Source organism: Chryseobacterium sp. W4I1 (assembly GCF_030816115.1).
Lineage (GTDB): Bacteria > Bacteroidota > Bacteroidia > Flavobacteriales > Weeksellaceae > Chryseobacterium.
The window spans coordinates 2,291,395-2,316,651 of the sequence record NZ_JAUSXQ010000001.1 but is presented as its reverse complement, the minus strand read 5'-3'; the positions used below and the strand labels follow the sequence as shown (position 1 = coordinate 2,316,651).

Annotated in this window: 20 protein-coding genes; 13 read left to right on the top strand and 7 right to left on the bottom strand. The window is 36.9% G+C overall.

Translation table 11 applies throughout. The features are described 5' to 3' along the window. Positions 1 to 387: 387 nt before the first annotated feature. The 10 genes from QF044_RS10795 (at position 388) to QF044_RS10750 (ending at position 15,036) form a co-directional block, all read left to right on the top strand. Complete coding sequence (locus tag QF044_RS10795; RefSeq protein ID WP_307266875.1) at positions 388 to 1,698, top strand: sugar porter family MFS transporter; 1,311 nt, start codon at positions 388 to 390, stop codon at positions 1,696 to 1,698. A 96-nt stretch (positions 1,699 to 1,794) separates the two neighbouring features. Next, the gene (locus tag QF044_RS10790; RefSeq protein ID WP_307266873.1) at positions 1,795 to 3,357 is read left to right on the top strand and encodes a glycoside hydrolase family 32 protein; all 1,563 of its coding nucleotides are present in this window, start codon (positions 1,795 to 1,797) and stop codon (positions 3,355 to 3,357) included. A gap of 11 nt (positions 3,358 to 3,368) precedes the next feature. Beyond that, entirely contained in the window at positions 3,369 to 6,470 is a 3,102-nt protein-coding gene (locus QF044_RS10785; RefSeq protein ID WP_307266870.1) for a TonB-dependent receptor, read from the top strand. A gap of 17 nt (positions 6,471 to 6,487) precedes the next feature. After that, entirely contained in the window at positions 6,488 to 8,185 is a 1,698-nt protein-coding gene (locus tag QF044_RS10780; RefSeq protein WP_307266868.1) for a RagB/SusD family nutrient uptake outer membrane protein, read from the top strand. Between the two features lie 12 nt (positions 8,186 to 8,197). Continuing rightward, a complete protein-coding gene (locus QF044_RS10775) occupies positions 8,198 to 9,592 on the top strand; it encodes a DUF4960 domain-containing protein (RefSeq protein ID WP_307266865.1) in 1,395 nt (464 codons plus the stop codon). An 11-nt stretch (positions 9,593 to 9,603) separates the two neighbouring features. Further along, a complete protein-coding gene (locus QF044_RS10770; RefSeq protein ID WP_307266863.1) occupies positions 9,604 to 11,145 on the top strand; it encodes a glycoside hydrolase family 32 protein in 1,542 nt (513 codons plus the stop codon). A 9-nt stretch (positions 11,146 to 11,154) separates the two neighbouring features. Next, entirely contained in the window at positions 11,155 to 12,057 is a 903-nt protein-coding gene (locus tag QF044_RS10765) for a carbohydrate kinase (RefSeq protein ID WP_307271997.1), read from the top strand. 170 nt (positions 12,058 to 12,227) lie between these two features. Further along, complete coding sequence (locus QF044_RS10760) at positions 12,228 to 13,265, top strand: AraC family transcriptional regulator (protein WP_307266862.1); 1,038 nt, start codon at positions 12,228 to 12,230, stop codon at positions 13,263 to 13,265. Positions 13,266 to 13,382: 117 nt separating this feature from the next. Then, entirely contained in the window at positions 13,383 to 14,693 is a 1,311-nt protein-coding gene (locus QF044_RS10755) for a serine hydrolase (protein WP_307266860.1), read from the top strand. After that, positions 14,638 to 15,036 carry a hypothetical protein gene (locus QF044_RS10750; protein ID WP_307266857.1) on the top strand — a complete coding sequence of 133 codons (399 nt, stop codon included), beginning with the start codon at positions 14,638 to 14,640 and terminating at the stop codon, positions 15,034 to 15,036. The genes QF044_RS10755 and QF044_RS10750 overlap by 56 nt, the downstream gene beginning before the upstream one ends. Before the next feature lie 102 nt (positions 15,037 to 15,138). Here QF044_RS10750 and QF044_RS10745 read toward each other — a convergent pair whose 3' ends face one another. From QF044_RS10745 to QF044_RS10730, 4 genes are all read right to left on the bottom strand, one after another. Further along, positions 15,139 to 15,684: a DUF3575 domain-containing protein gene (locus QF044_RS10745; RefSeq protein WP_307266855.1), complete on the bottom strand. Its 546-nt coding sequence runs from the start codon at positions 15,682 to 15,684 to the stop codon at positions 15,139 to 15,141. Between the two features lie 90 nt (positions 15,685 to 15,774). Continuing rightward, complete coding sequence (locus QF044_RS10740; protein ID WP_307266852.1) at positions 15,775 to 16,911, bottom strand: AraC family transcriptional regulator; 1,137 nt, start codon at positions 16,909 to 16,911, stop codon at positions 15,775 to 15,777. 248 nt (positions 16,912 to 17,159) lie between these two features. Next, positions 17,160 to 17,294: a hypothetical protein gene (locus QF044_RS10735; protein WP_307266849.1), complete on the bottom strand. Its 135-nt coding sequence runs from the start codon at positions 17,292 to 17,294 to the stop codon at positions 17,160 to 17,162. A 182-nt stretch (positions 17,295 to 17,476) separates the two neighbouring features. Next, positions 17,477 to 18,190 (bottom strand): UPF0489 family protein, encoded by a 714-nt coding sequence (locus QF044_RS10730; protein WP_307266847.1) that lies wholly within the window; start codon positions 18,188 to 18,190, stop codon positions 17,477 to 17,479. Positions 18,191 to 18,312: 122 nt separating this feature from the next. Here QF044_RS10730 and QF044_RS10725 point away from each other — a divergent pair, with 122 nt between their 5' ends. Beyond that, complete coding sequence (locus tag QF044_RS10725) at positions 18,313 to 18,882, top strand: sce7726 family protein (protein WP_307266845.1); 570 nt, start codon at positions 18,313 to 18,315, stop codon at positions 18,880 to 18,882. Here the strand turns inward: QF044_RS10725 and QF044_RS10720 are convergent. The 3 genes from QF044_RS10720 to QF044_RS10710 form a co-directional block, all read right to left on the bottom strand. Continuing rightward, on the bottom strand, positions 18,860 to 19,912 hold the full coding sequence (locus QF044_RS10720) for a beta family protein (protein WP_307266843.1): 1,053 nt from the start codon (positions 19,910 to 19,912) through the stop codon (positions 18,860 to 18,862). The genes QF044_RS10725 and QF044_RS10720 overlap by 23 nt on opposite strands. A 113-nt stretch (positions 19,913 to 20,025) precedes the next feature. Continuing rightward, positions 20,026 to 20,781, bottom strand: coding sequence for a hypothetical protein (locus QF044_RS10715; RefSeq protein ID WP_307266841.1), 756 nt, complete (start codon positions 20,779 to 20,781; stop codon positions 20,026 to 20,028). A 149-nt stretch (positions 20,782 to 20,930) separates the two neighbouring features. Next, positions 20,931 to 21,176 (bottom strand): helix-turn-helix transcriptional regulator, encoded by a 246-nt coding sequence (locus QF044_RS10710; RefSeq protein WP_307266839.1) that lies wholly within the window; start codon positions 21,174 to 21,176, stop codon positions 20,931 to 20,933. Between the two features lie 486 nt (positions 21,177 to 21,662). On the opposite strand from QF044_RS10710, the gene QF044_RS10705 reads away from it, so the two are divergent. Continuing rightward, positions 21,663 to 22,208, top strand: a complete 546-nt coding sequence (locus QF044_RS10705; protein ID WP_307266837.1) for a hypothetical protein — start codon at positions 21,663 to 21,665, stop codon at positions 22,206 to 22,208. A gap of 498 nt (positions 22,209 to 22,706) precedes the next feature. Then, positions 22,707 to 25,211 carry a PIG-L family deacetylase gene (locus QF044_RS10700; protein ID WP_307266833.1) on the top strand — a complete coding sequence of 835 codons (2,505 nt, stop codon included), beginning with the start codon at positions 22,707 to 22,709 and terminating at the stop codon, positions 25,209 to 25,211. Positions 25,212 to 25,257 lie beyond the last annotated feature (46 nt).

Genomic DNA, 25,257 nt, shown 5'->3' with positions numbered 1-25,257 from the left:
CAAATTGCTGTTTTTTTATTACACTTTCCCAACAATGCACCTTCATTCGGAAAAATAAACAGCTTTTCATAGGAATTGTAATTCTCAAGAGTTCTTGATCCAAAAACGATACACCTTGACCCTTTTTTTGGTTAAAATCTTCATTACATTAATTGTTCTTAAACCTTAAATACTCCAAAATGCATGTAACATTTTTATAAAACAATGTTACATTTTTGTAACCTGATTAAACTTTAATAAAATTATTTCCAAATAAATTATTGATATTTAGCTAGTTATAATTAATTAACAAATAGTTAACCTTGCCGAAATATTTAGTTACATAATTAAACCCTCGCATTGCCGCCCCGGGATATATTAGCCACAAACAAATAAATATTTTAACAGATGAATAAAATTCTTATGTGGTCTATCACGGCAGCTTTGGCAGGATTTCTTTTCGGATTTGATGTGGTAGTGATTTCCGGCGCAGACAAAAAACTGCAGACACTCTGGGGCAGCTCAGATGCATTTCACGGAGCAGTCGTAATGGGAATGGCATTGTGGGGTACAGTGATAGGCGCCATTTTCGGTGGAATACCAACTAATACATTAGGACGCAAAAAAACGCTCTTGATTATTGGTGTATTATATGCGTTTTCTGCGATAGGGACTGCGCTTTCCAATGATCCTTATCTGTTTGCATTTTTCAGGTTTATGGGTGGTTTGGGCGTTGGTGCTTCTACGATTGCTGCACCGGCTTATATTTCAGAGATTGCGCCTGCAAAAGACCGTGGCAGAATGGTTTCCCTGTATCAGTTCAATATTGTCCTTGGGATTCTGATTGCATTTTTATCAAATTATTTATTAAGCGGAATCGGCGACAACGATTGGAGATGGATGCTGGGTGTGCAGGCAATTCCTGCAGCCATTTATACATTATGTGTATTCACCATTCCGGAAAGTCCGAGATGGCTGGTTTCCAAATCCAGAATAGATGAAGCGAAAAAAGTGATGAAAATCCTAAGCCCGGATCAGGATTCTGATACCTTGATCACACAGATGGAAGATGACCACGCCGAATCGCCAAAGGAAAATATCTTTATGAAAAAATACCGTTTTCCGCTAATATTGGCTTTTCTGGTAGCCTTTTTCAACCAGATGTCGGGGATTAATGCATTCTTGTATTATGCACCAAGGATTTTTGGAGAAGCAGGTTTGGGAGAGAAAACAGCACTTCTCAGCAGTATCGGTATTGGTGTCGTAAATATGGTTTTCACTTTGGTTGGAGTCAATCTGATTGATAAAGTAGGAAGAAGAACACTGATGTATTTGGGTTCAGTTGGGTATATCATTTCTTTAGGGCTGGTTTCTCTGGCGTTTTACTTCCATTGGTCAGGATTGGCGATTCCTATTTTCCTGTTCCTTTTTATTGCTTCTCACGCTATTGGACAGGGAACAGTGATTTGGGTTTTTATTTCAGAGATTTTCCCGAATCATCTTCGCGCATCTGGACAGGCTTTCGGAAGTTCCACACACTGGCTTCTGGCAGCGATCATTCCATCATTGATTCCTACATTATTTTCCACCATCGGAGCAGGGACCGTGTTTTTGGTCTTTACCGTTGCAATGGTGTTCCAATTATTATTCGTGATGTTTATGATGCCGGAGACAAAAGGTATATCACTTGAAAAATTAAGCAAAACACTGACGAAATAGATTTGCAAATCTATATAATCATTGGGAAGAACACCTATTTAAATTGATTAATGTGTCTTTAAAATAATTCAAAAATTTCCTATTAAAATAATCATAATGAAGAAAATCATATCAACTTTAATCATCGCTGCCACGTTTTATTCCGGGCTCAATGCACAGTCGGTTTCGCAAAAGTCTGAAGAGCAGCTTTACAGACCCAATTACCATTTTACACCTCAAAAAGGCTGGATGAATGATCCAAACGGAATGTTTTATCTCAACGGAACCTATCACTTATTTTACCAGTATACACCGTTTCAAAGTGTTCCAGATTTCAGTAAGATGCACTGGGGTCACGCCATCAGTAAAGATCTTATCAAATGGGAAGAACTGGCTCCTGCCATTGCCTATGATGAAAAGGGTGCCATATTCTCAGGAAGCGCAGTTGTGGATAAGGATAATACATCAGGTTTCGGTGATGGAAAGAATACTCCTGTGGTCGCTATTTTTACCTATCACGATATGAAAAAAGAGCAGGCTGGAGCAATCGATGCACAGTCTCAGGCTATAGCTTATTCTTTGGATAATGGAAAAACCTGGACCAAATACAGCAATAATCCGGTATTGAAAAATCCGGGGATCAAAGATTTCCGGGATCCGAAAGTTTTCTGGGATGCGAAAAGAAGTCAATGGATAATGGGAGTGGCAGCGCAGGACAGACAGCATTTTTATGCCTCAAAAAATTTGAAAGACTGGACTTTCCTTTCAGAATTTGGTAAAGATTTAGGCGGTCACGGCGGTGTTTGGGAATGTCCGGACCTTTTCCCTATAAAGGTAGAAGGAACCAATGAGGAAAAATGGGTGCTTATCGTCAACATCAATCCGGGTGGTCCAAACGGCGGTTCTGCTGCACAGTATTTTGTAGGTGATTTTGACGGAAAAACCTTCAAAATGGATGATGTTTTTACAAAGCAGCTCGAAAAGGAAAAAGTGGCCTGGCTTGATTGGGGGCGAGATAATTATGCGAGTGTCTCGTTTGATAATGTTCCGGATAACAAGAGAGTAATTATCGGATGGATGTCAAACTGGGATTATTCACCGAATGTGCCAACCGAAAAATGGAGAGGAAGTTCTACTATTCCTCGTGAAGTGACTTTGAAAAGATCAAAAGATGGTTACATTCTGAAAAATATTCCTGTTTCCCAGCTTAAAAATTACAAAGGGAAGGCAGTTAAAAAAGAAATTAACCTTGTTTCTGATAAAAAGCTCATCAGCAAAGGAGAAATAGATCTTTCCAAAGCGGTTATAGATGTCGATTTCAAAAAAATGACCAAAGGAGTGTACACTTTTGCTTTGAAAAATTCATTGGGGGAACAAGTGATTTTCGGAATTGATAATAATAATCAGGAACTTTTTATTGACCGTACGAAATCCGGGAAAACAGATTTTAAGAACAATTTTGCAGACAGAATTTCAAAAGCACCATTAGCAAAAAACTACCAAAATGCAACGTTCAAAATTGTATTGGATAAAACTTCCATCGAAATTTTCTTCAATAACGGCGAAAAAGTAATGACCGAAATATTTTTCCCTAATGAAAGCTTTTCGGAACTGAGTGTATCCACAGATACCAAAGGAAGTACAATGAACTTCAATGCTCATCAGATTAATATCAAATAAAAAACTATACTATGAAGAAATACAAAATAGCCATCGCCTTTTGCCTTCTGCCTTTTTCGTATGTATTTGCGCAGGAAGTCATTAAAGGCAAGGTAGTTTCCTCAAATCAGAAACCGTTGAGCGGGGTTATCGTTACCGTTTCGGAAACAGGAGCCAATACTACCACAGACAGCAGCGGTGCATTTCAGATCAACGACCTGCAAAAAGGAAATACTTTAATTTTCACGTATCCGGATTATTCCACCCGCGAAGTTTTGGTAGATGAAAAGACGGTTCTTAATATCGTTTTAGCTGCAGAGAAAATAAAAAGCATAGATGAGGTGATCGTAACCGGATATACCAAGCAGAAAAAAGCAGACATTACCGGTGCGGTTTCCGTGGTGGATATGAAAGACCTGAACAAGCAGGCCGAACCCAATCCGATCAAATCTTTGCAGGGAAGGGTAGCGGGAGTTAACATTACAGCAGATGGATCTCCTTCGGGCGGTAATACAAAAGTCCTGATTCGTGGGGTTGGAACCTTGAACAATACAGATCCGTTATATGTAATAGACGGTGTTCCCACAAAAGCAGGGATGCACGAGCTTAACCCAAGTGATATCGAATCGATGCAGGTACTGAAAGATGCTTCTTCAGCAAGTATCTACGGTTCCAGGGCTGCCAATGGTGTGATCATTATCACTACCAAAAAAGGAAAAAAAGGGAAGATGAGAATCGACCTCAATTATTATACTGCGTATTCACAATATGCAAAGAAAACAGAAGTTCTGAATGCAAAACAATTCGGACAGGTACTTTGGCAGGCGAACATCAATGACGGACTGAACCCGAATAGCAATAATTTGAGCTACAGTTTTGACTGGGGTGTTCAGAATGGTGTTCCAACCTTATTTAACAGCAACGTTCCGGAATATCTGGATGCCGGAAAAACGATAAAATCAGCCAATACCAACTGGTACGATGAGGTTTCGCAGACCGGTGTCGCAAATTCTTTGGATGTTGCTGCCTCCAGCTCTTCGGATAAAGGTTCTTATTATTTCTCTCTGGGATATTATGATAATGAAGGAATCGTGAAATTGACCAATTTCAAAAGACTATCTGCCCGTGTCAATACCTCGTATAACTTTTTCGATGGAAAGCTGAAAATCGGAGAAAATTTCACTTTCAATAAAACCAATGAGCTGATGGATCCGGGCGTTTTAGATCCTGCTTTACGTGCTTTGCCCATCATTCCGGTTCATACTGTAGACGGAATCGGGTGGGGCGGACCAGTTGGCGGAATGAATGACAGACAGAATCCTGTCAGACTTTTGGAATACAATAAAGACAACGGTTACCAATACCAAAGATTCTTCGGAAACGTTTATGCCGAATTGCAGCCTGTGAAAAATCTGACCTTAAAATCCAGCTTCGGAATCGATCTTTCCAATTATTACAAAAGAATGCTGCAGAGAAGCTATGTTTCGGGTTACCTGCAAAACAAAACCAATGCAGTGAACATCGACCAGTCAGACACCGAAAAATGGACTTGGTCAAATACAGCACAATACACCGCAAAAGCAGGAAAACACCATTTTGATGTTTTGGGCGGAATGGAAATGTACAAGGATACATATAAAAATACCTGGCTGAGAAAAGAAGGATTCCTGATAGAAACACCGGATTATATGTATCCTGATGCGGGAACAGGAGATGCTTTCAACGGTGGAAGCTCCACGTATTACAGTCTGCTGTCCTACTTCGGAAAATTCTCTTACGATTATGACAACCGCTATCTGTTCTCTGCAACTATGCGTTATGACGGCTCTTCAAGGTTCGGTAAAAATAACCGTTTCGGAACTTTTCCTGCATTCTCGGCAGGTTGGAGAATCAATAAAGAACATTTTGCAGAAAATCTGATTCCTTTTTTCTCAGATTTGAGATTAAGAGCAGGTTGGGGACAGACCGGAAATCAGGAAATCAGCAATTCAGCGGTGTATTCACTGTATATAGCAAATTATGCAGGAGGAAATCCAACGTGGGCAACATCTTACGGTACGGCTTACGATATTTCCGGTGTTGGAAGCGGATTACTGCCATCAGGATTTATCGCAACTCAAACAAAAAATGATGACCTGAGATGGGAAACCACCACGCAGACCAATCTCGGTCTGGATTTCGGATTCTTTAATCAAAAACTGACGGGAAGTGTCGATGTTTATAAAAAAGCAACAAAAGATATCCTGGTATTGCCACCTTATCTGGGTGTGATCGGAGAAGGAGGAGACCGATGGATCAATGGTGCATCTATGGAGAATAAAGGGATTGAAGTTGCATTGTCTTATCAGAATGAAACCGCAGGTGGTTTCCGCTACGAGGTTTCAGGAAACATCTCGATGAACCGTAACAAAATTACCGAACTTCCTCAATCCGTTATCAACAATTACGGTGGAAACGGAACAACGGATAATATCTTGGGACGCCCGGTCAACTCAATGTACGGTTATGTTGCTGATGGACTTTTCAGGACTCAGGCAGAGGTGGATAATTCTGCAACTCAGTCAGGTAAAGGTTTGGGAAGAATTCGCTATGTGGATTTAAATGGTGACGGAATAATTAATGACAAAGACAGAACGTGGATTGGCAATCCGAATCCCGGATTTATGTATGGTATCAATCTCAACTTTTCATATAAAAACTTTGATCTTTCAACATTCTGGCAGGGCATCGGTGATGTAGATGTCATCAATTCAAAAAAATACCAGACTGACTTCTGGAGCGTGGATGATGTAGGTTCCAATAAAGGGACAAGGCTTCTGAATGCTTGGTCGCCGCAGAATCCCAATTCGGATATTCCTGCGCTTACGACGGTGGACAGCAATGCAGAATCCAGATTCTCATCGTATTATGTGGAAAGTGGAAGCTACCTGAAGCTGAGGGTTTTACAGTTGGGCTACACGTTTCCGAAATCTTTAATGGAACATTATAACATTGTTAATTTCAGGATGTATGCAAGTGTTCAGAATCTTTGGACAATAAAATCGAAAAGCTTTACAGGAATAGATCCTGAAACACCGGCATTTGGTTATCCGTTACCACTGACATTCAATTTTGGAGTTAATTTTTCCCTATAATTTTTAAATAATAAAAAATGAAAAAGAATATACTTTTAACAATAGCTTTTGCCTTTTTGCTGGGAACTACTTCCTGCAACGATTTTCTGGACAATGAGCCGAGAGGTGTCCTGTCAGAGACCGATGTTGTAACGCCTCAGAATGTGGATGGTTTTGTGGTTGCAGCCTATGCATCTCTTGGAAACGACCATTATGATACCCCTTTCAGTCTTTGGCCTTATGGGAATGTCCGTTCTGATGATGCGTACAAAGGAGGAAGCGGAACCAATGATATCCAGACCTTTCACTTTTTTGAAATTTCAAACAACATCCGTTCGGATTTTGGCGAATTAGACAGGTTATGGTATCTCAATTATGTAGGGATTTCCAGATGTAACAAAGCAATTGCAGCTCTTAAACAGCTTTCAGATTCAGAATACCCGAACAAGCAAAAGCGGATTGCCGAGATGAGTTTCGTAAGAGGACATTACTACTTTTTGCTGAAAACGTTATTTAAATATGTGCCTTATGTCGATGAAAATACACCAATTGAAGATTATCCGAAAATCTCCAACAGGGCAAAGAACGACCAACAGTTATGGGAAGCGATTGCTTCTAATTTTGAATTCGCTGCGGCTAATCTGCCTGCAACACAGTCAGAAGTCGGAAGACCAAAGAAAAGTGCTGCTTATGCTTATCTTGCTAAAGTAAGGCTGTATCAGGCGTATGAACAGGATGATAACTATACGGTAACACAGGTAAATCCTGTAACGCTTCAGAAATCTATTGATGCTGCCAATCAGGTGATCGGAAATTACTCATTGGAGCCGGATTTTGGATATAATTTTATGCCGGGAGCACACGAAAACGGTCCGGAAGCAGTTTTTTCCATTCAATATTCTGACAATGACGGAACGCTTTTCGGAAGGCTCAATTACGGTGATGTACTTTCTCTGCCACAAGGTTTGGGATGCTGCGATTTTCATAAGCCGAGCCAGAATCTGGTGAACGCATTCAAAACGACACCTCAGGGATTACCGATGTTCGATACTTTTAATGATGTGGATCTGAATTACAATCAACTAAACAGTTACAAAGTGGATCCGAGATTGTATCACACCGTTGCCTTGCCCGGACTGCCTTGGAAATACGAAGAAAACAAAATCTTTCAGGAAAGCTGGAGCAGAAGTCCGGGAACCTATGGATATTATTCTTCATTGAAGGAAAATGTACCTGTAGGATGTGGCTGTACTGTGAATGTAGACCCTTTTTACGGAAATTCCAAAAACAGAATCATCATAAGATATTCCGATGTTTTGCTGATGAAAGCCGAAGCCTTAATTGAACTCGGACAAATCAACGAAGCGTTGCCATTAATCAACCAGGTGAGACAGAGAGCTGCCAATAGTACAGTTCTTACAGGAAGTTACACCACCAACAATTTGATCAGCAAATATGAACCGGGCGTGAACTGCACCTGGAACCAGGATTTTGCAAGAAAAGCGTTGCGATGGGAGAGAAGAATGGAGTTTGCCATGGAAGGAAGCCGTTTCTTTGACCTTGTGAGATGGGGAACTACGGCAGGAACGATGAATACCTATTATTCCGGCGAAAAAACAAAAAGGGCTTACTATTCTCAGGCAGGATTTGACCATGGAATCGAAGAATATTGCCCAATTCCATTGGCTCAAATCAATTTCAGCCAGGGACTGTACAAACAAAATAATGGATACTAAAACAAGATACAAATGAAAACGATATTCAAGAAAACTCATATGATCATCATTCTGCTGATGTTTGCGGCTTTTATCTGGTCTTGCGACAGTCAGGTGGAAGATGGACTTGTTACGGATGTTTCAGTCAATGTTTCTTCTTTCAGCGTGAATGGTGTTTCAGGGGAAATTGACCATAAAAATGATAAAATCACGGTTACGCTTCCTTACGATACAAGCGTTAAGGCATTGGCTCCGGTTATTGAAATTCCGCAGGGTGCTGTAGTTTCGCCGATCTCAGGAGCAACAGTTGATTTTTCACAGCCGGTTAAATTCAAAGTAAAAAATGGCAACATCTACAAAGATTATCTGGTCACTGTAAAAGCTCAGGATCCGATTATCAGCTTTAAGATCAACGGATTATCCGCAACAATTAATAATTCGAGCAAAACCATTTCTCTTACAATGCCGGAGGGAACAAATCTTACCGCATTGCAGCCGGTAATAGAAACCGGAAATGGTGTCAGCATCAATCCTGCATCGGGAGCAACCATTAATTTTACTAGTCCGGTTTCGTTTACTGTTTCTAATGGCAGTATAACGGAAGTGTATACGGCTAAAGTAACAACGCCTGTTTCCGGACCGTCTGTTGCATTCCTTGGAATGGCTGCTACAAGAACAGGATTGACAAATCCGGATGAGATTGCAGCTTCTGACTGGCTTTTTGGAAAATATTCAGGGGCAGTGTACGTTTCGATGGCTGATGTCGCAAGTGGTGCAGCCAATCTTACGGGAATTAATGTGATCTGGTGGCATTTTGACTCGGCTACCGCTCTGCCGGGCGATGCGCTGAATACAAATGTAACTTCCAAAATCAAGACTTATCTTAATGGCGGAGGAAATATTTTGCTTACAAGCTTTGCTGCACAATACGTTGACGCATTGGGAATAGTTCCTGCAGGAAAAGGACCGAATAATGTTTTTGGAGATTTTCTTCCAAACGGATTTATAGATACAGGAAGTGATTGGGGAATCTCTTTCAAAGGATATGAGAATCATCCGGTTTTCGATGGTCTTCAGACGTACGAATCCGGGAAAGCGAATCTGCTTGAGAAAGGGACATTCCGTTTGAATCATACGGCGTGGTGGTTCCTTCCGGATTGGGGTGGTTACGTAAATGGTGCAGGCTGGAGAAGCCAGACAGGTGGTAATAATATTGCCAGCGAGGCTTGGGATAATACTTTGGACGGACGTGTTGCTATTGCTGAATTTCCCGGCGGAACGGCCAACAAAAAATGTATGGTCATCTGTACAGGTGCCTACGACTGGTACAATGAAACCGTGAACGGAAATCCGAGCCAGCCCAACTCGTTTCAGGATAACATCAAAAAGATGACGGAGAACAGTCTCAATTATCTTGTAACCCATTAATACCAAAACCCATGTCAATTAAAAAAATATATGTAGCAGCCGTACTTGCGCTGGCAACATTCTCCTGTCAGAATCACGATTCGGATACGGAGGTTAATCCGGAAGATATTTACAGCAAAACCAACATTTTTCCGCAGCCGCCCAATCAGTGGATGGGAGAGAACAATCCCTATTATACGGAAGGCTATGCAGGCGATGTAATGCCTTATTATGAAAACGGAAAGTTCCATCTTTTCTTTCTCCACGATGCAAAAACAAAACCCGCAGGAGAGGGATTTCACGATATTCATAGCTTCGAGACCAGTAATTTTACAGATTTTACTTATCATGGAAGACAGATTTCTTACGGAACATCATCAGAAGCCGATTTTGGAGTGGGAACGGGAAGCCTTGTAAAGGTAGGAAATACCTATTATTACTATTACACCGGTCATAATGAAGTAGCTTCGTTCCTTTCTGGCAATCCACGGGAGAGCGTTCTGTTAGCAACAAGTACAGATATGAAAAACTGGACGAAGGTCAAGAATTTTAAAATCACTGCTCCGGCAGGATATTATGATTATGAATTCCGTGACCCGCATGTTTTCTTTAATTCTGAAGACGGAAAATACTGGATGCTGGTTTCTGCTCAGACCTCTGACAAGAAAGCAGTTGTACTTAAATTTACTACTACCAATCCGTCAACAGGAAACTGGACCGTAGAAAATCCGATTTATACAACCAACTCTTCCGAAAATTATATTATGCTGGAATGTCCGGATCTTTTCAAAATGGGCAATTATTGGTATCTTGTTTTTTCTGAAAACTGGAGCAGCAATACCGGAACGCATTACCGCATTTCGACTTCACCAAACGGACCTTGGACTACGCCTCAGAATGACCGTTTTGACGGCTCTTATCTCTATGCAGCCAAAACGGTTTCAGATAATACAAACCGCTATTTAGTAGGATGGACCGCAAGAAAAACTCCTGAAAATAATACCGGTGGAAAAGACTGGGCAGGAAATATTGTTGCTCACAGACTGGTTCAGAATTCGGACGGAACACTGGCTGTGAAACCGGTTTCAGGATTACCATCTGTATTTGGTCAAAATACTCCGTTATCAGTTGATAAAATCACTGGAAATGCATCTCAGAATGGCAATAACTTTAATTTATCCGCCAATTCTCAGGTCACTTTTTCGAAGCTTCAGAAAGCCAATCAGATTACCTTTACCTTGAATGTATCTGCAGGAAAAGCAGGAATTATTCTGGCACAGGATACCGATGCCGGAAGCGGAGTTAAAATTGCATTTGAACCTGCAAATAAGAGGATCGCAGCTTATGTAATGAATTCCGGTTCGGAAGATCTTATGAATTTTTATTCATTAAGTTCGGTTTCAGGGACATCATATACTGTAACGGCTTCCATAAGCAACGATGTTTGTGTGATCTATATCAATGATAAAATAGCATTTACCAATAGAATTTATAATATCGTTAATAAAAAATGGAGTATTTTTAGTTCTTCAGAGAGTTCATTCAGTAATATCAATATCAAAAATCCCAATTAATGTTTATCAATAAGAAAAATTAATGTAATAAGTTTTGGAGAAGTCCTTTTCGATGTTTTTGGAGAAGAGAAGAAAATTGGCGGAGCACCACTCAATCTGGCTCTCAGAACGGTATCTTACGGATTTCCTGTTGCAATGATCAGTGCGGTAGGAAATGATGAAGACGGAAAGGTAATTCTGGATTACACCAAAGAAAATGCTCTTGAAACTTCCGGAATCATTGTTTCTTCGGAATATGATACAGGCATTGTTCAGGTCTCCTTAAATGAACGTGGTTCTGCAACATATGAGATAAAATTTCCTTCTGCATGGGATTTTATCAGTGTTGATGAAAAAATAATGGATACCGTAAAAGAGGCGGATGTTTTTTTCTATGGAAGTCTTGCCTGCAGAAATGACGTTTCTCAAAAGACGCTTTTCTCCATATTAGATTCCAATGATAAAATGTTTAAAGTTTTTGATGTGAATCTAAGAAAGCCGTTTTACAATATTCAGCTTCTGGAAAAGCTTATGAACAGGGCAGATTTTATCAAATTTAATGATGAGGAAATATTGGAAATTGCTGCCGGAATGGGATTTGAATCCGAGGATCTGGAATCAAATATCAAGTTTATATCAGAAAAAACAAACACGCCTGCAATCTGTGTAACGCTAGGAAAACATGGTTCTATCCTGCTGTGGAATAATCAATTGTACAGACACGAAGGTTATCCTGTGAAAGTAGCAGATACAGTAGGAGCAGGAGATTCTTTCTTGGCCAGCCTGATTGCGAAACTGCTTTCAGATCAAAATCCTGATGAAGCTCTTAATTTTGCCAGTGCCGTCGGTGCTTTGGTCGCAAGTTACTCCGGTGCAAATCCTAAAATAGAAAGTTCTGAAATCGATGCATTTTTGAAAGAGAATGCTTATTGATCAGATAATTTTAAATATTTCGATAATAAAAGAAAACTCCTGTGTTTATGGGAGTTTTCTTTTGTTTGACAGTTGACGTTTGATTTTACTTACATAGAAGCTAAAGTTTATCCAGCTTAAATTACTAAAAAGAAGTTATAATTGTAGTTTTGTAATACACAAATTAAAATATGTCATTAATCAACGATTTAGGTAAGATTATATTTTTCTTGTTTTTACTGTTAAGTGTTTTTCTGATTACGGCAAAATCTAAAAGAAAAATACCGGATTATTTATTTGCTGCTTTTCTATTAGTATCGGTGATAGATTTTTCCGGTTTGTTTATATCACCACCAGATTCTAGAATAATCAAAGGAGGGAAACTGGCCAGTGTATTACTGCAAATGCCGCTCTATTATTTATATGTCAATTCTGCTTGCTATTACAATTTCAAATTTCATAAGAAGCATCTTTTACATACGCTTCCTTTTTTATTCTTTCTTATTTTTTTCAGTATCTCAGGAATTTCAAAACAGAATTACAGAGTGTTTGATAGTTTTTCCATTGTTCAATATTACTGTTATATCATTGCTGTATTCCTGACACTAAGGAACTTTAGAAAATTATATCAGGAAAATTATTCCAGTAATCATCACCTTACTTATAAATGGCTGATGCAAACTACTGTTCTTTTTTTAATTGGAAATTTCTTTGTGCTCATCAGGGGCTTTGTAGACGAAAGCAGCCCGGTTCATGCCTATTTATACACCTTCACATCCCTGTTTGTATTATTTGTAATCAGCTGGTTTGTGCTGAACGCCTTATATCGCCCGAATTTGTTTGCTGGTATCAATAAAGACCTGGTTCCTGTAAAGCCGGTGAATGAATTGAAGGAGGAACCTTCACAATTGAAAAATTTACTGCAATTTATGGAAACTGAAAAGCCTTATTTAGACGATAAGCTGACATTGCAGAAATTGGCAGAACAATTTAATTTACCAGAAAAGCAACTATCATTATTGATCAATCAGCATACTGGAAAACATTTTTTCGATTTTATCAATGAGTTTAGAATTAATGATGCAAAAACGCTTCTAAAAGAGCAGTCTCAATTAACCGTACTGGAGGTATTGTACGAAGTGGGCTTCAACTCAAAATCTTCATTTTATACCGCATTTAAAAAAGAGACCAACTTAACGCCTACAGATTACAGAAAATCAATGGTTTAATAGCGTTCGACTTAAAGTCGGACTGATTTAATATAAAAAAACAGTTCGATTTCCGATACCCGGATATTTTTATCAGTACAAAATTCCAGATTTGCTTCATCATTAAAAATTAATAAAATGAAGCTAAAAATCAAATGGACCTTGTTCCTTTTTTCTGTATTTAGTTTTGGATTATATTCCGGACAATCCAATCAAAAAAATCCGATCAGCCGGGCAGACTCTTTATGGAATACATATAAACATGAGAACACTCCGGGTATGGCTGTTGCCATTATAAAAGGTGGAAAAGTAATCTATAAGAGAACTTATGGGCTGGCCAACCTCGAAAGTAAAACCCCAATAACAGATTCTACGGCTTTTAATATTGCATCTGTTTCTAAGCAGTTTACCGCATTTATTGCCCTTTTGGCAGAACAGGAAGGAAAGTTATCATTAGATGACGATATCAGGGTTTATCTAACGGAACTGAGCCATCTTCCCTATAAAATTACAATTCGGCAGTTAGCCAATCATACCCATGGATTACCGAATTTTAGTGAAATTAAGAAATTGCAGGGCTTTGGTGATGAATTTAAAGTAAACAATACTGAAGCAGTACATACCCTTTTGCAAATTAAAAGAGTAAATTTTCCTCCGGGAGAGCACTATCAATATAATAACACTGGTTTTACATTGCTTGCTGAAATTCTTCGCAGGGTTTATAAAAAGGATTTCAGCCAAATAGCAAAGGAATATGTTCTTAATCCCTTGCATATGAACAACACCTTGGCAATAGATGATCCGGATAAAATTATTCCAAATAAGGCAGAATCCTATCAGCCAAAAGGCAGCACTTTCGTAAAACTTCCTATCGGGCAAATGGTAAGTGGCTCATCCAATATTTATGCTACGCTGGTTGATCTTTGCAAATGGGCAGCTAATTTTCAAAATCCTATACAGGGAAGCCGTGCGCTTTATAATACAATGCAAAAGAATACCGTGTTAAACTATGGAAAAAACATCGAATATGGACTGGGTCTGCAAACTGAAAAATATAAAGGTTTGGATATTGTATTTCACGGGGGTGGTACTGTTGGCTATCGTACCTATATCCTTCACGTTCCTTCGCAACAGTTTTCTGTTGTAATGCTGGGGAATGGGCAAGGTTTTGACGGCTTGCTCATTGCTTATCAGTTGGTTGATTTCTTTCTTAAAGATCAAGAAAAAATTCCTGTTAAGCCTCAAAAAACAAGTTATGCTCCGTCAGAGCTCAAACAATTTGGAGGAGTTTATGAGCTTAATCCCGGAAATTATCTTGAAATATCAACGGAAGGGAAAGATCTTTATCTAGGTACCTATAACCATAAAGGTAAAGAGCTCTTACAGGTAATTGGTGATAATAAATTTAAGATTAATTCTATTTCCTACTGCAAGTTTAACCTTCAATAACGGATCTGTTAAGCTTAGAATTGCTGATTTTACCTATACCGCAAAAAAAGTAACACTGAATCCTCCCAAGGCAGATAAAATGGTCTTGAATAAAATGGTTGGGTTTTATAGAAATGAAGAATTTAATACGATCTATCAATTACTTATTGAGAACAATCGGTTGATAGCCAGGCATCCACTAAATGGCGATATTGAATTGTTTCCATTAAAACCTGCGAGTTTTTACTCGACAACAGAATATTTTGGACAGCTTGATTTCAAGTATGATAAAAATAATAACATCGCCGAATTTGAATTATCCGGAGCTAATCTCTCAGGCATTGTATTTAAGAAAATAAAGTGATCGTAAACTGAAAAAATGAATAAAATCCCGACAAGAGTTGGGATTTTATTCTTTCCTTACCTGCCACAAAAAATCCTTGTTTTGCTTTAGGAATATTTGATATTAAAACCGGTAGCCCATGCTCAAACCAAATTTTGCAACTATGTCATGATCTGTTTTGGCTGCATTGAACAATAGCCTTCCATAGCCTGCATTGGCTTCAAAAACTAATCCTTTTTTGGTAACCAGCTTCCAGCCAAGGCCGGCACCCAATGCGACATCATACACATCTTTGTTTTCAGTGAATGTCACGTTGTCCGCTGCGTATATTTTTTTCCCATCAATGGAAGTGAACGCTCCAAATCCTTCGACAAAAAAGCCGGAAGCATATTTTTTTCCAAAATAATACCTGTAATATGGGGAAATGTAGTAATTCAGATCCTCATTTTCTGAATTATCATAAACGAAAAATGCAGAAATTCCGAGTGATGAGTTTTTGCTGAGATGCCGTTCAAAACCTGCTTCCACAGCACCGGCTAATGGCGCGATTAAATTTAATCTAATTTCATTGTTTTTCTGATAAGGATTTGCATCAGTTCCATTTTCATTTTGAGCTTTGACAGAATAAAAAGCAAACAACATGATGAGTAGTAAAAAGGTTTTTTTCATAAAAAAGTTAATTTGAATTATTGAAGTGCAAAACTCAAATAATTCAAATTATAACGGGTTTCAAAAGCTTAAAACTGAAGAAAATGGTACCTATTTGCTGGTATTTTTGTATTCATTGGGTGTTTGACCGGTTACTTTTTTAAAAGCTTTATAAAAAGTTGTTTTTGAAGTAAACCCGGATTCTAGTCCCATCGTCAGCAACGTATAGTTTTCATATTCCGGATCCGATATCATTTCCTTCACAGCTTCCACCCGGTATTGATTGATGTAGTGGGCAAAATTGTCTCCTGTTATCGTGTTTACAATTTGTGAAACATATCCTGCGCTTATGCCTAGTTTTTCAGCTACTTTTTCCCTGTTCAATGTACTGTCGGTATAAATGTGCTCATCTTTGCAGAGAAGTTCCAGTTTTTGAAAATAAAGATTATCTGCCGTGATAGATTCTTTATACTCTTGTGGTATACTATCTTCTACAATTGGCAGATTGGGAGACAAAACAGCTGAATCATTATTTAGAAAATGGTAGACAGCATCTTTGTTTTTGGCAAGCTTGTATTTGTAAATGCCTATATAGGCTGTCCAATGCATGATAAATGTAGCCGATAAAGCCAGTACACTCATGGTAGAGGAAATGTCTATTCCAAAAAAGAAGCCGGTCATATACGTAATTAGCCAGGTAGATAATAATAAATAGAGCGTCGTTAATAAGGTAATGACCCATTTTTTCTCTTGTGGGTCTTTTAAATGCCTTATCATAAAATAAGAGTAAAAAGGTGGAAAAAGGATGATGATAAAGGCAAATAAAAGCTGAATCAGTCTAAGTATATTGAGTATGAAAATGCCTGAGCCTGCGATTTTATAAATTCCTAAAATATCATTAAGATGGTATAGAATAACAAAAGTAGAGGAATAGACAAACGGAATGTAATACAAATAAGTTTTTTGTCTGTTCTTTACGGTATCATCAATTCGGTTTATTATAAACTGGAAGATGAAAACGGGCAGTAAAAATATCCACTCAATATAGTCCAGAAAACACAGCAAAGGATAGGACTTAAATGCACCTTCAAGTTCAAAAACATAATTCAGTAAAACCATGGAAAGTGCAAACAGTAAGTACGCTAAATACTTATTTGATTTACTATTGAATAGGGAAGATTTTAAAATAACTAAGCCTAAGATGATTCCCTGGAAAATCGCAATATTTAAAAGTGTTGTGTAGATCAATTTTTTATAAAAGTTGTTGTAAAGATCTGCCGGGGCATCTCATGGTAATTATTTTTTAAATATACCTCTTTCATGTGAATTGATAGTAATACCGGTACTTTTTAAGTTTTTTTTATCATTTTTAAATGAACTTGCTGTAAAGCTATTGACCATTGAAGAAAGCTAAGGATTTAATTACAATGTTTTTCCGTCATTTCTTTGATCCCATTAAACCATCGTAAATTTATTTTCAGTTTACATGTATATCACTATACAGGTGGAACGCTGCAAATAATCTGTTTTCCAGTTTTCTTTCTGTTTTTACCGTTAACAAATACGGCAAGCAGCAGCGATACAAAAACAGCCATCGCAGCAATAACTTCCAGAAAACTTAATTTGTCCATTAGTTTTTTTACAAAAATAGGATATAAGTGATAAAGAGAAATGATGGTCCATCATCATTTTTTAAATATTGTGCTTTGGTGTAGGAAGTCTCCCGGGTTTGAGCTATAAAATGAGATTATTCTTTTTGAACTTGCTTTGAAGTTGGAAGACTTCAGAAAGCAAGGGAGTAAGGTAGTGAATTTTAAATTTGCATATCCAATTCCATTATGTCATTAAAAATTTTCATCGTTTCAAAAGCATTTTTCCACCCGCCACAACATTCTGGACTCAATGCAATGGTTATAACATCAATCTTATCTATATTTTCCAACAATATAGTTGCAATCTTTTTGACAAGTTCATCCGAATATACTTTATATATGCCTTTATGTTCAGAGTAGAAGAAATCAATGTCTAAATTAATGATCCAGCCATTTTTAGAGTCTTTCAGCCACAAATCAAAATTTTTGACAAATTCATCTATTCTGAACTCAAAATCAATAAACTCACTATCTGGATATGCCTCTTTTGTTATAAAATATTTAGTTCCAAAAAAGTCTGGATAAACTTCTTCTAAATTTAAAATATAATTGTCCCAACGGAAGAGTTTTACTTTTATATTGTGTTCTTCAGGATCATTTTCATTAAGATTAAGATATTCTTCAAATGTGATTTTGCAAAGATCTATATTGTTTTTTAGTAAGTCTGCTTTTATTGATGGACTTGGGGATAAAAGGTCATTATGTCTATCAATATGTACAAAATTATAAGTTTTTTTACTATCAGCTTTCTGTAGCCAGCACCATGTTGCACACAGATGATTGTCCATTACATAGATTTTATCTTTATTATATAAAAAGTTTGCTTTAGCTCTTCCAGATTCGAATAAATGTGTTGGTTTTTCTTTTATCCACATATTAAAAAATTATCTATGAGATCAAATATACAAACTCTAAAGCCAGAAAACTTTAGAAAATAATTATTCATTTTAGCTAAATTATTATTTTTGCAAACTTTTTACAGTATATTTGTTCAACCATGAATGATCTTAAAATAAGAACAGCCATAAAAGAAATTGAATTTCGGACCCATTTCGAAGAACTTGATACAAAAGTTATTGATGAAATGGGGCTTAATTTGGGTAGTTCTATAATTGATATTGCTGTTATTAATGGATGTATGATGGGGTATGAAATAAAGTCGGATCATGATACTTTAAGAAGATTGGAGAAACAAATTCTTGAATATAACAAAGTTTTCGACTTTCTAAATATTGTTACATCTAAAAAGTTTGCTCCGGTAATTAAAGATTATGTTCCAAAGTGGTGGGGCATAATAGAAGTTGAAGAAAAAAGCGATGAGATAAAGGTTTATCAAAGAAGAAAAGCGAAGCCTAATAAACACATTTCGGGGTATTCATTGCTTCAATTGTTATGGAAAGAAGAGCTTTCAGAGCTTATAGATACTTATGGTTTGGATAAAAGAATAAAAAATAAACCCAAAAAAGAAATTTGGGCTTATATCTCTGAAATGTTAGCTTTAGATGTTATAAAAGATAATGTACGTTTTTATCTTAAATCTCGAACTACTTGGAAAGCTGATCAATAACTAAAGTAATATGATGGTTAGTGCCAATTTGTCTCCATATTGTAGGATTGCCTGGTCCCCCATTTCTAGTTGATTTATTATGTATTTGCTCATCCCCCCAAGAGAATACTTCACCTCTGTAAACTTGTGATGCAACTATGTCAGCACATAATTTATAGTATTGTTCCGAACCGTGCTTTTTAATTGATGATCCTTTAAAAATATACCAATGATTTTCTCCGGTGTATCTAACTGATGCGCCTATTGTCATTAATCTAGGGTCCATTTCTAGAACATCAGGATTAGAAATACAATAGTCAGAAAATTTAGGCATTCTATTTAATTTTGAACCATTGGCCCTAAAGTATTCATGAATTAAAACTTCAATTCTTTCAATCTCAGTAACTGAATTAGTTTTACATCCACTTAAGTTAATTGGAAAACTGGTTGCAGCAAAATAAAAGTCTTTAAAATTATCTATATTTTGTATTGAATTAACTAATGCTTTTGAAGACATTTGCCCCATTAAACCATTTTCTGGAGACAGATAATTCATATCCAATAACAATATAATATCTGATAAATCGCTATTTAAAACTTTTTTTATTCTATCAATTTCATCATTAATATCAAAAGCTTCTTGGTCTTCAAAACTAATTCTAATACATACAAAATCCTGATATATTAAATTAGATAAAACTTCGTCAGTTGCACTAATATGAATAACAGGAATAGGTAAATATCCTTCTTCAATTAATGCTTCTGTTAATACATTAATTGTTTTTCTTGCTGCATCAAAGTTTTCATCCAAGCTATTTGTATCAATTAAAATCTCATTTTGGGGATCCCAAGAAGATGTAATACTTTTAACAGTTGAGGAGATTTGTTTGTCTATAGAAGATGCTTCTTTTTCATTCACAAAATCCCATGGAATTGCAGGAACTTCAATAAGAGGTAGAATGACGGATTGAACATCTTCTTTTAACATTTTTAATGCATCAAATTCTCCTTTTTTGCCTTTTAGTATAGGCATGTAAATTTTTTTATCCATAATTAATAGTTAAGAAAACAATTATATGAATAATATTTTAGTTTAATTTACGGTTTTCCGTAAGTTAGGAGACTTCAGAGAGTTAAGGAATAAAAACAGTTTTATCTATTAGATTATAATCCTTTCAATTTTTCCTTGAAATTTAAAATAGAATTGATGGATTTATATAGATAGATATATGGATTCAGCGCATTGCTAGCTGTTACCTCCATCTTGATTTTCGATTCACGAACTAAGTTTAAAGTAAATTCTTGAAGTTTAGGACTTTGAGAATAATCGATTAGGCTTTCGAAGTTTTCATTCTCTTCTAAATTGTCTACTAATTCGTTTAAAATAACATATAAATTACTATCTGTTGGTAGATTGCTATTTAAATAAACTGACCAAAGTTCAGATTTAAATTGATTATAAGCATAATTATAATCCTTTAGCCTAGTTTTAATTAAAAAGGTGCTGCTTAAATTAATATTTTTATCAAAAATATTTGCCAGATATTTAAAAGGAAAATTTGGAGAGTAATTTATTATGTCTTTTCTTGAGTCATCATATAACAAAAAATATAATTTTTTTTGATAAGCCTTTAATGATAATACTAATAGTTTTATAGCTTTATTTAATTGTGCGGTACTTTCTTCTCTTCTTTTAATTTCTTGAAGATTTCTAATATAAATTTCAATAATAGCTATTGTAATAATAAGGATTAATAAAGAAAGTGCCAATCCTCGAACGTACTGTTGCAATTTATCAGAATCGAAGATTATATTTTGATCTTTTTCCAAATTGGAAATATCAAAATATGAATCTATTAAAAATAATAAAAGCGTAAATATTGAAAGTCCTATAAGTATATTTCTGAATTTTTTTTCCATATTTAAGTGTATTGTATCGATAATAATTTTAATTTACTGTAAACAACAAAAATAAAAACCCTCTTAAAATTTTCAATCAGTATTTTCACGGAATTTCTTAAAGATTTTGAAAAATCTGTCACAAAAAAAATCCCAACTTTCGTCAGGATTTATTTGAATAATGGATCATTAAAAAAATCTTGTATTGTAATTTTTAAAAGTATACAGAATCTATTTATGGTGTAAATGGTAACTCCTCGTTCACTTTCAAAACTTTCCCATCTGTTGACTTGTTGTCTGTCGATATCGTGAAGTTTGGCGAAATCGCTTTGATTTAATCCGGTAGACTTTCTCAGATCAATTAATCTTTGAGTTATCTTATTTCTAAGTTCAATATCGTCTTTGCTAAGGCTCATTCAACAATTTTAGAATATTTGATAAAAACTTTTGTAATCCATTTGGTTTACAGTGTGATTTTATATATATTTGGAAAAGATTACTTATTAAAGTAATTTTGCGATACTTCAAAGAATAATAGAAGCTATTGCTTAGAATCTCGATCTGAAAACTGGTAATTTTTAAACGTACGAGACGATAAGCAGGAAGCTCACGACCTAGGCGTGGGCTCTCTTATCTGTACGTAAGGTATACCAGTACCTCAGATCGGATATTGTAGAGTCTCATGCCGTTTTTTATTTCATGCCGTTCTGTTTTTCTACAATCATCTTTTTCTAAGCCGCTTCACCACATAAAGTATCATGATAGGATACAATGGAGTGTACAATCCATTGCGGCTTCAGGGCTTTCACGGGAACACAGATTTTATTTCTATTCATCATTTACAATAGAACTCAGCGTACATCGGTAGGCTGGTGGTTTTATGCATTCTAAAAATACAAACAATGAAAAAGATAAAAACAGATTTTGCTCCCCGGTTTTTGGCAGGTAAAAAGCGTTCCGGCTTGCAGCTGATGGAAACTTTCTTTCAGTTCAATGAGCTGGATGTTTCCAAAGAAAGGCTCAGCAATTTGATGAATTATGCGGTAAAGAGGAATAGTTGGATCCATGAAGATCCGGCGGTTATCTTTGAGTTTTACCATTCGATGAGGTCGCTGATCCGGGCAGGATATCTCATCATGCTGAAGGAAAGGAAATGGATTGTCGATAGTCAACCGGAAAAGATTTTCCCGTGGGTTCTTGGCCTGCTTTCGGATAAGGAATACCGGAATCCTCTGTTGGTTTTCAAAAAAGCATTCAGAGAATACAGCATCAAAGAATTTGATTATTTTATGTCCGGAATCGTCTATTTCTCAATGGGCGTCTATGAAAATCTACCGGAAAGGAATATCGTTATGCCCTACATTCATACAATTAAAATGCTGGATGCTGCGCACCTTATACTTCAAAGAAGGAAAGAAAAGAAGATAGCTGAAACCAATTCAGGATAAGAAGATTGTTTGTAAATAAAGGTTGGGAGGTATTGATAAAGATGATTCGTGTACTGATGATGTGTTTTTCTGACGCAAAGTTTTCATTTTTAAAACTGTTGATTGTAAGAAAGCAAAGGATAGAATCAACGGAGTTGATTCGTCGAAGCCTATGTGAAACAGACCGCTTCATCAGCGACAAAGTCGCATCACTTTGCTAACTTAAAATAAAGCAGAATTATTAATAAACTTTGCGTTAATTTTTTTAATCAAAAAATCATCGAAAAATATGATTTATTTACAAAGCTTAATTTTTATTAGATAAATTATCTTGTAGATAAAGTTTCTTGCAATGTAATTCTAAGCATTAAAGACAAACGAACTTGGCATAGTTGATCTTCACCATCACACAAGATTTTACGCAGAATATAATAGAATGTTTGGAATGAGTAAGTGCTTTTTCTTTTGAGGTTGAAAGAAAGATGATTTACTTATATTTGCCCTGCAAAGTAAAATTAAATGTTTAAAAAAGTAAGCACTGTATGTATCCTTGGATTTTATACGGTTTTTTGTTCGGCCCAGCAGGTTCGGCCATCAAAATCATCTGAAATTTACCGTGAACTCAAAACACTTAAACAGCTGCCTAAAGTTTTATACCTTGCGGCCCATCCCGATGATGAGAATACAGGATTGCTTTCCTGGTTAATCAACGACCAAAATGTAGAAACAGGCTATTTGTCTTTAACCAGAGGTGATGGTGGTCAGAATTTATTAGGCACAGAGCAGGGTGCTGCATTGGGTTTAATCAGAACGCATGAACTTTTAGAGGCAAGAAAGTTAGACGGTGCCCGACAGTTTTTTACCCGGGCAATTGATTTCGGGTTCTCTAAAAATACCACCGATACCTTTAAGCAATGGGACGAAAATAGCATTATAGCGGATGTGGTTTGGGTCATCCGTCAATTCCGTCCTGATGTGATCATTTGTCGTTTTCCTCCTACTGCTGCGGCAGGCCACGGACAACATGCGGCTTCGGCCGTGGTTGCTGAAAAAGCTTTTAAGCTGGCAGGTGATAAAACGGCTTTCCCGGATCAACTGAAATATGTTAATGCATGGCAGCCAAAACGCGTATTGTGGAACACTTTCCGATTTGGTGGGGTCAATACGACAGCTGAAAATCAACTGAAAGTTACCGTTGGGCAATATGATGCGCAATTGGGAATGGGCTATGGTGAATTGGCAGGATTAAGCAGAAGTTTACATAAAAGCCAGGGTGCAGGAACACAGTCTGTAGCCGGGATCAGAACAGAATATTTTGCCCACGTTACTGGCGAGCCTGCAAAAGCAACACTTTTTGACGGCGTAGCTAAAACCTGGACCGCAAAAGGAAACGCTGATATTGACCAATCATTAGATAAAATTATTTCAGCTTTCAATTTCAATAATCCAGACCTCAGTTTACCTGCTTTGCTTGCTTTGCGAAAAAAGGTCATGGCGCTAAATGATTCAGACCTTAAAAAGGATAAAATTAAATCTCTCGACCATATTATTGTAAGCTGTGCTGGGTTTATGGGCGAGGTAGTGACCAATCAGGCTGAAGCGGTTGCCGGGGATCATTACAATTTCAGATTAAATTTGATTTCAAGGGCTGAAAATCCTGTCGTTTTAGACAATGTACAATGGTTAAGTCAGTCAGAAAGCTTCAACAGAAAGCTATCAAAAGATTCTTTAATTACCATTCAGCATGACATTCAGATTCCTGCTGATGCAACACTCACAGAACCTTACTGGTTGGCAAAGTCTCCCACGAACGCAGCAACTTTCTTTGTTCCGAATGATACTTTAATCGGTTTGCCTGAGGCAGAATCACCATTGAATGTTTGGGTTGGTTTAAAAATCGGTTCTGAAATTTTTCAGGTTAAAATTCCTTTATCTTTCAAGAAATTAGATCCGGTGCGGGGTGATGTGGTCGAAGCCTTGCGCATTGTTCCTGCATTGGAACTGAAATTTACACAACCTCTTTATTTAGTCAAAGAAAATGAAGATTTACATTTGAGTTTAAATGTAAAGGTTAATTCCAGCAAAAAAATCAGTAATGGTAAAGTAAACCTGATGTATAGCGGGGAACGGTTAGGTGGTGCTGGTGTAAGTTCGCTCAACGGGAAAGATGTTACCATCGATTACGTTATTCCAAAAGCTAAGCTTGCCACAATAAATGCGACTCGTTTGCAACTGGATGCCAATTTTATTGCTGATGGAGTAACGTATAATAAAAAACAAATATTAATTCAGTATCCGCATTTACCTTCCTTACAATATTTTGCACCCGCCACGGTAACCGTAATGAAAGGTGATATTCAGACGAAGGTTAAAAAAGTGGGTTACATAGAAGGAGCAGGGGATTTCATTCCTGAGTTTCTACGGATTGCAGGTATTCAGGTAGATGTTTTGAAAGATGAAGATTTTTATGGCAACATAGATGAATCTGGCGGAAACAACAGTCAAAACAAGCTATCGCAATATGATGCCATCATATTGGGTATTCGTGCCAATAACACGGAGAAAAAGTTGGGCCGCTGGATGCCTTTCTTATGGTCTTATGTGAAAGCCGGGGGTAATCTGGTGATGCAGTATAACACCAATCAGGATACAACCGTTGACCAATTGGGAATGTACAATTTCAGCATTGCCAATAAGCGGGTTACTGAAGAAAATGCTGCGGTTACGTTTTTAAATCCAAATCATAAATTACTGAACTTTCCGAATAAAATTACTGCGGATGATTTTAAAGGTTGGGTTCAGGAGCGTGGTGCTTATTTCCCTGAGAAATGGGATGCAGCATACGAACCGCTTTTTGAAATGCACGATACAGGTGAAGATTCTCTTCAGGGCTCAACTTTATATGCCCAATACGGGAAGGGTAATTTCATTTATACTCCGTTGTCATTTTTCAGACAGCTGCCTACGGGAAATGTTGGGGCGGCACGTTTATTTTTAAACTTTTTATCTGCACAGAAAAACTGATGAACAAACCACTTAAAAATTGGAATATCTGGTATATATTATTAGC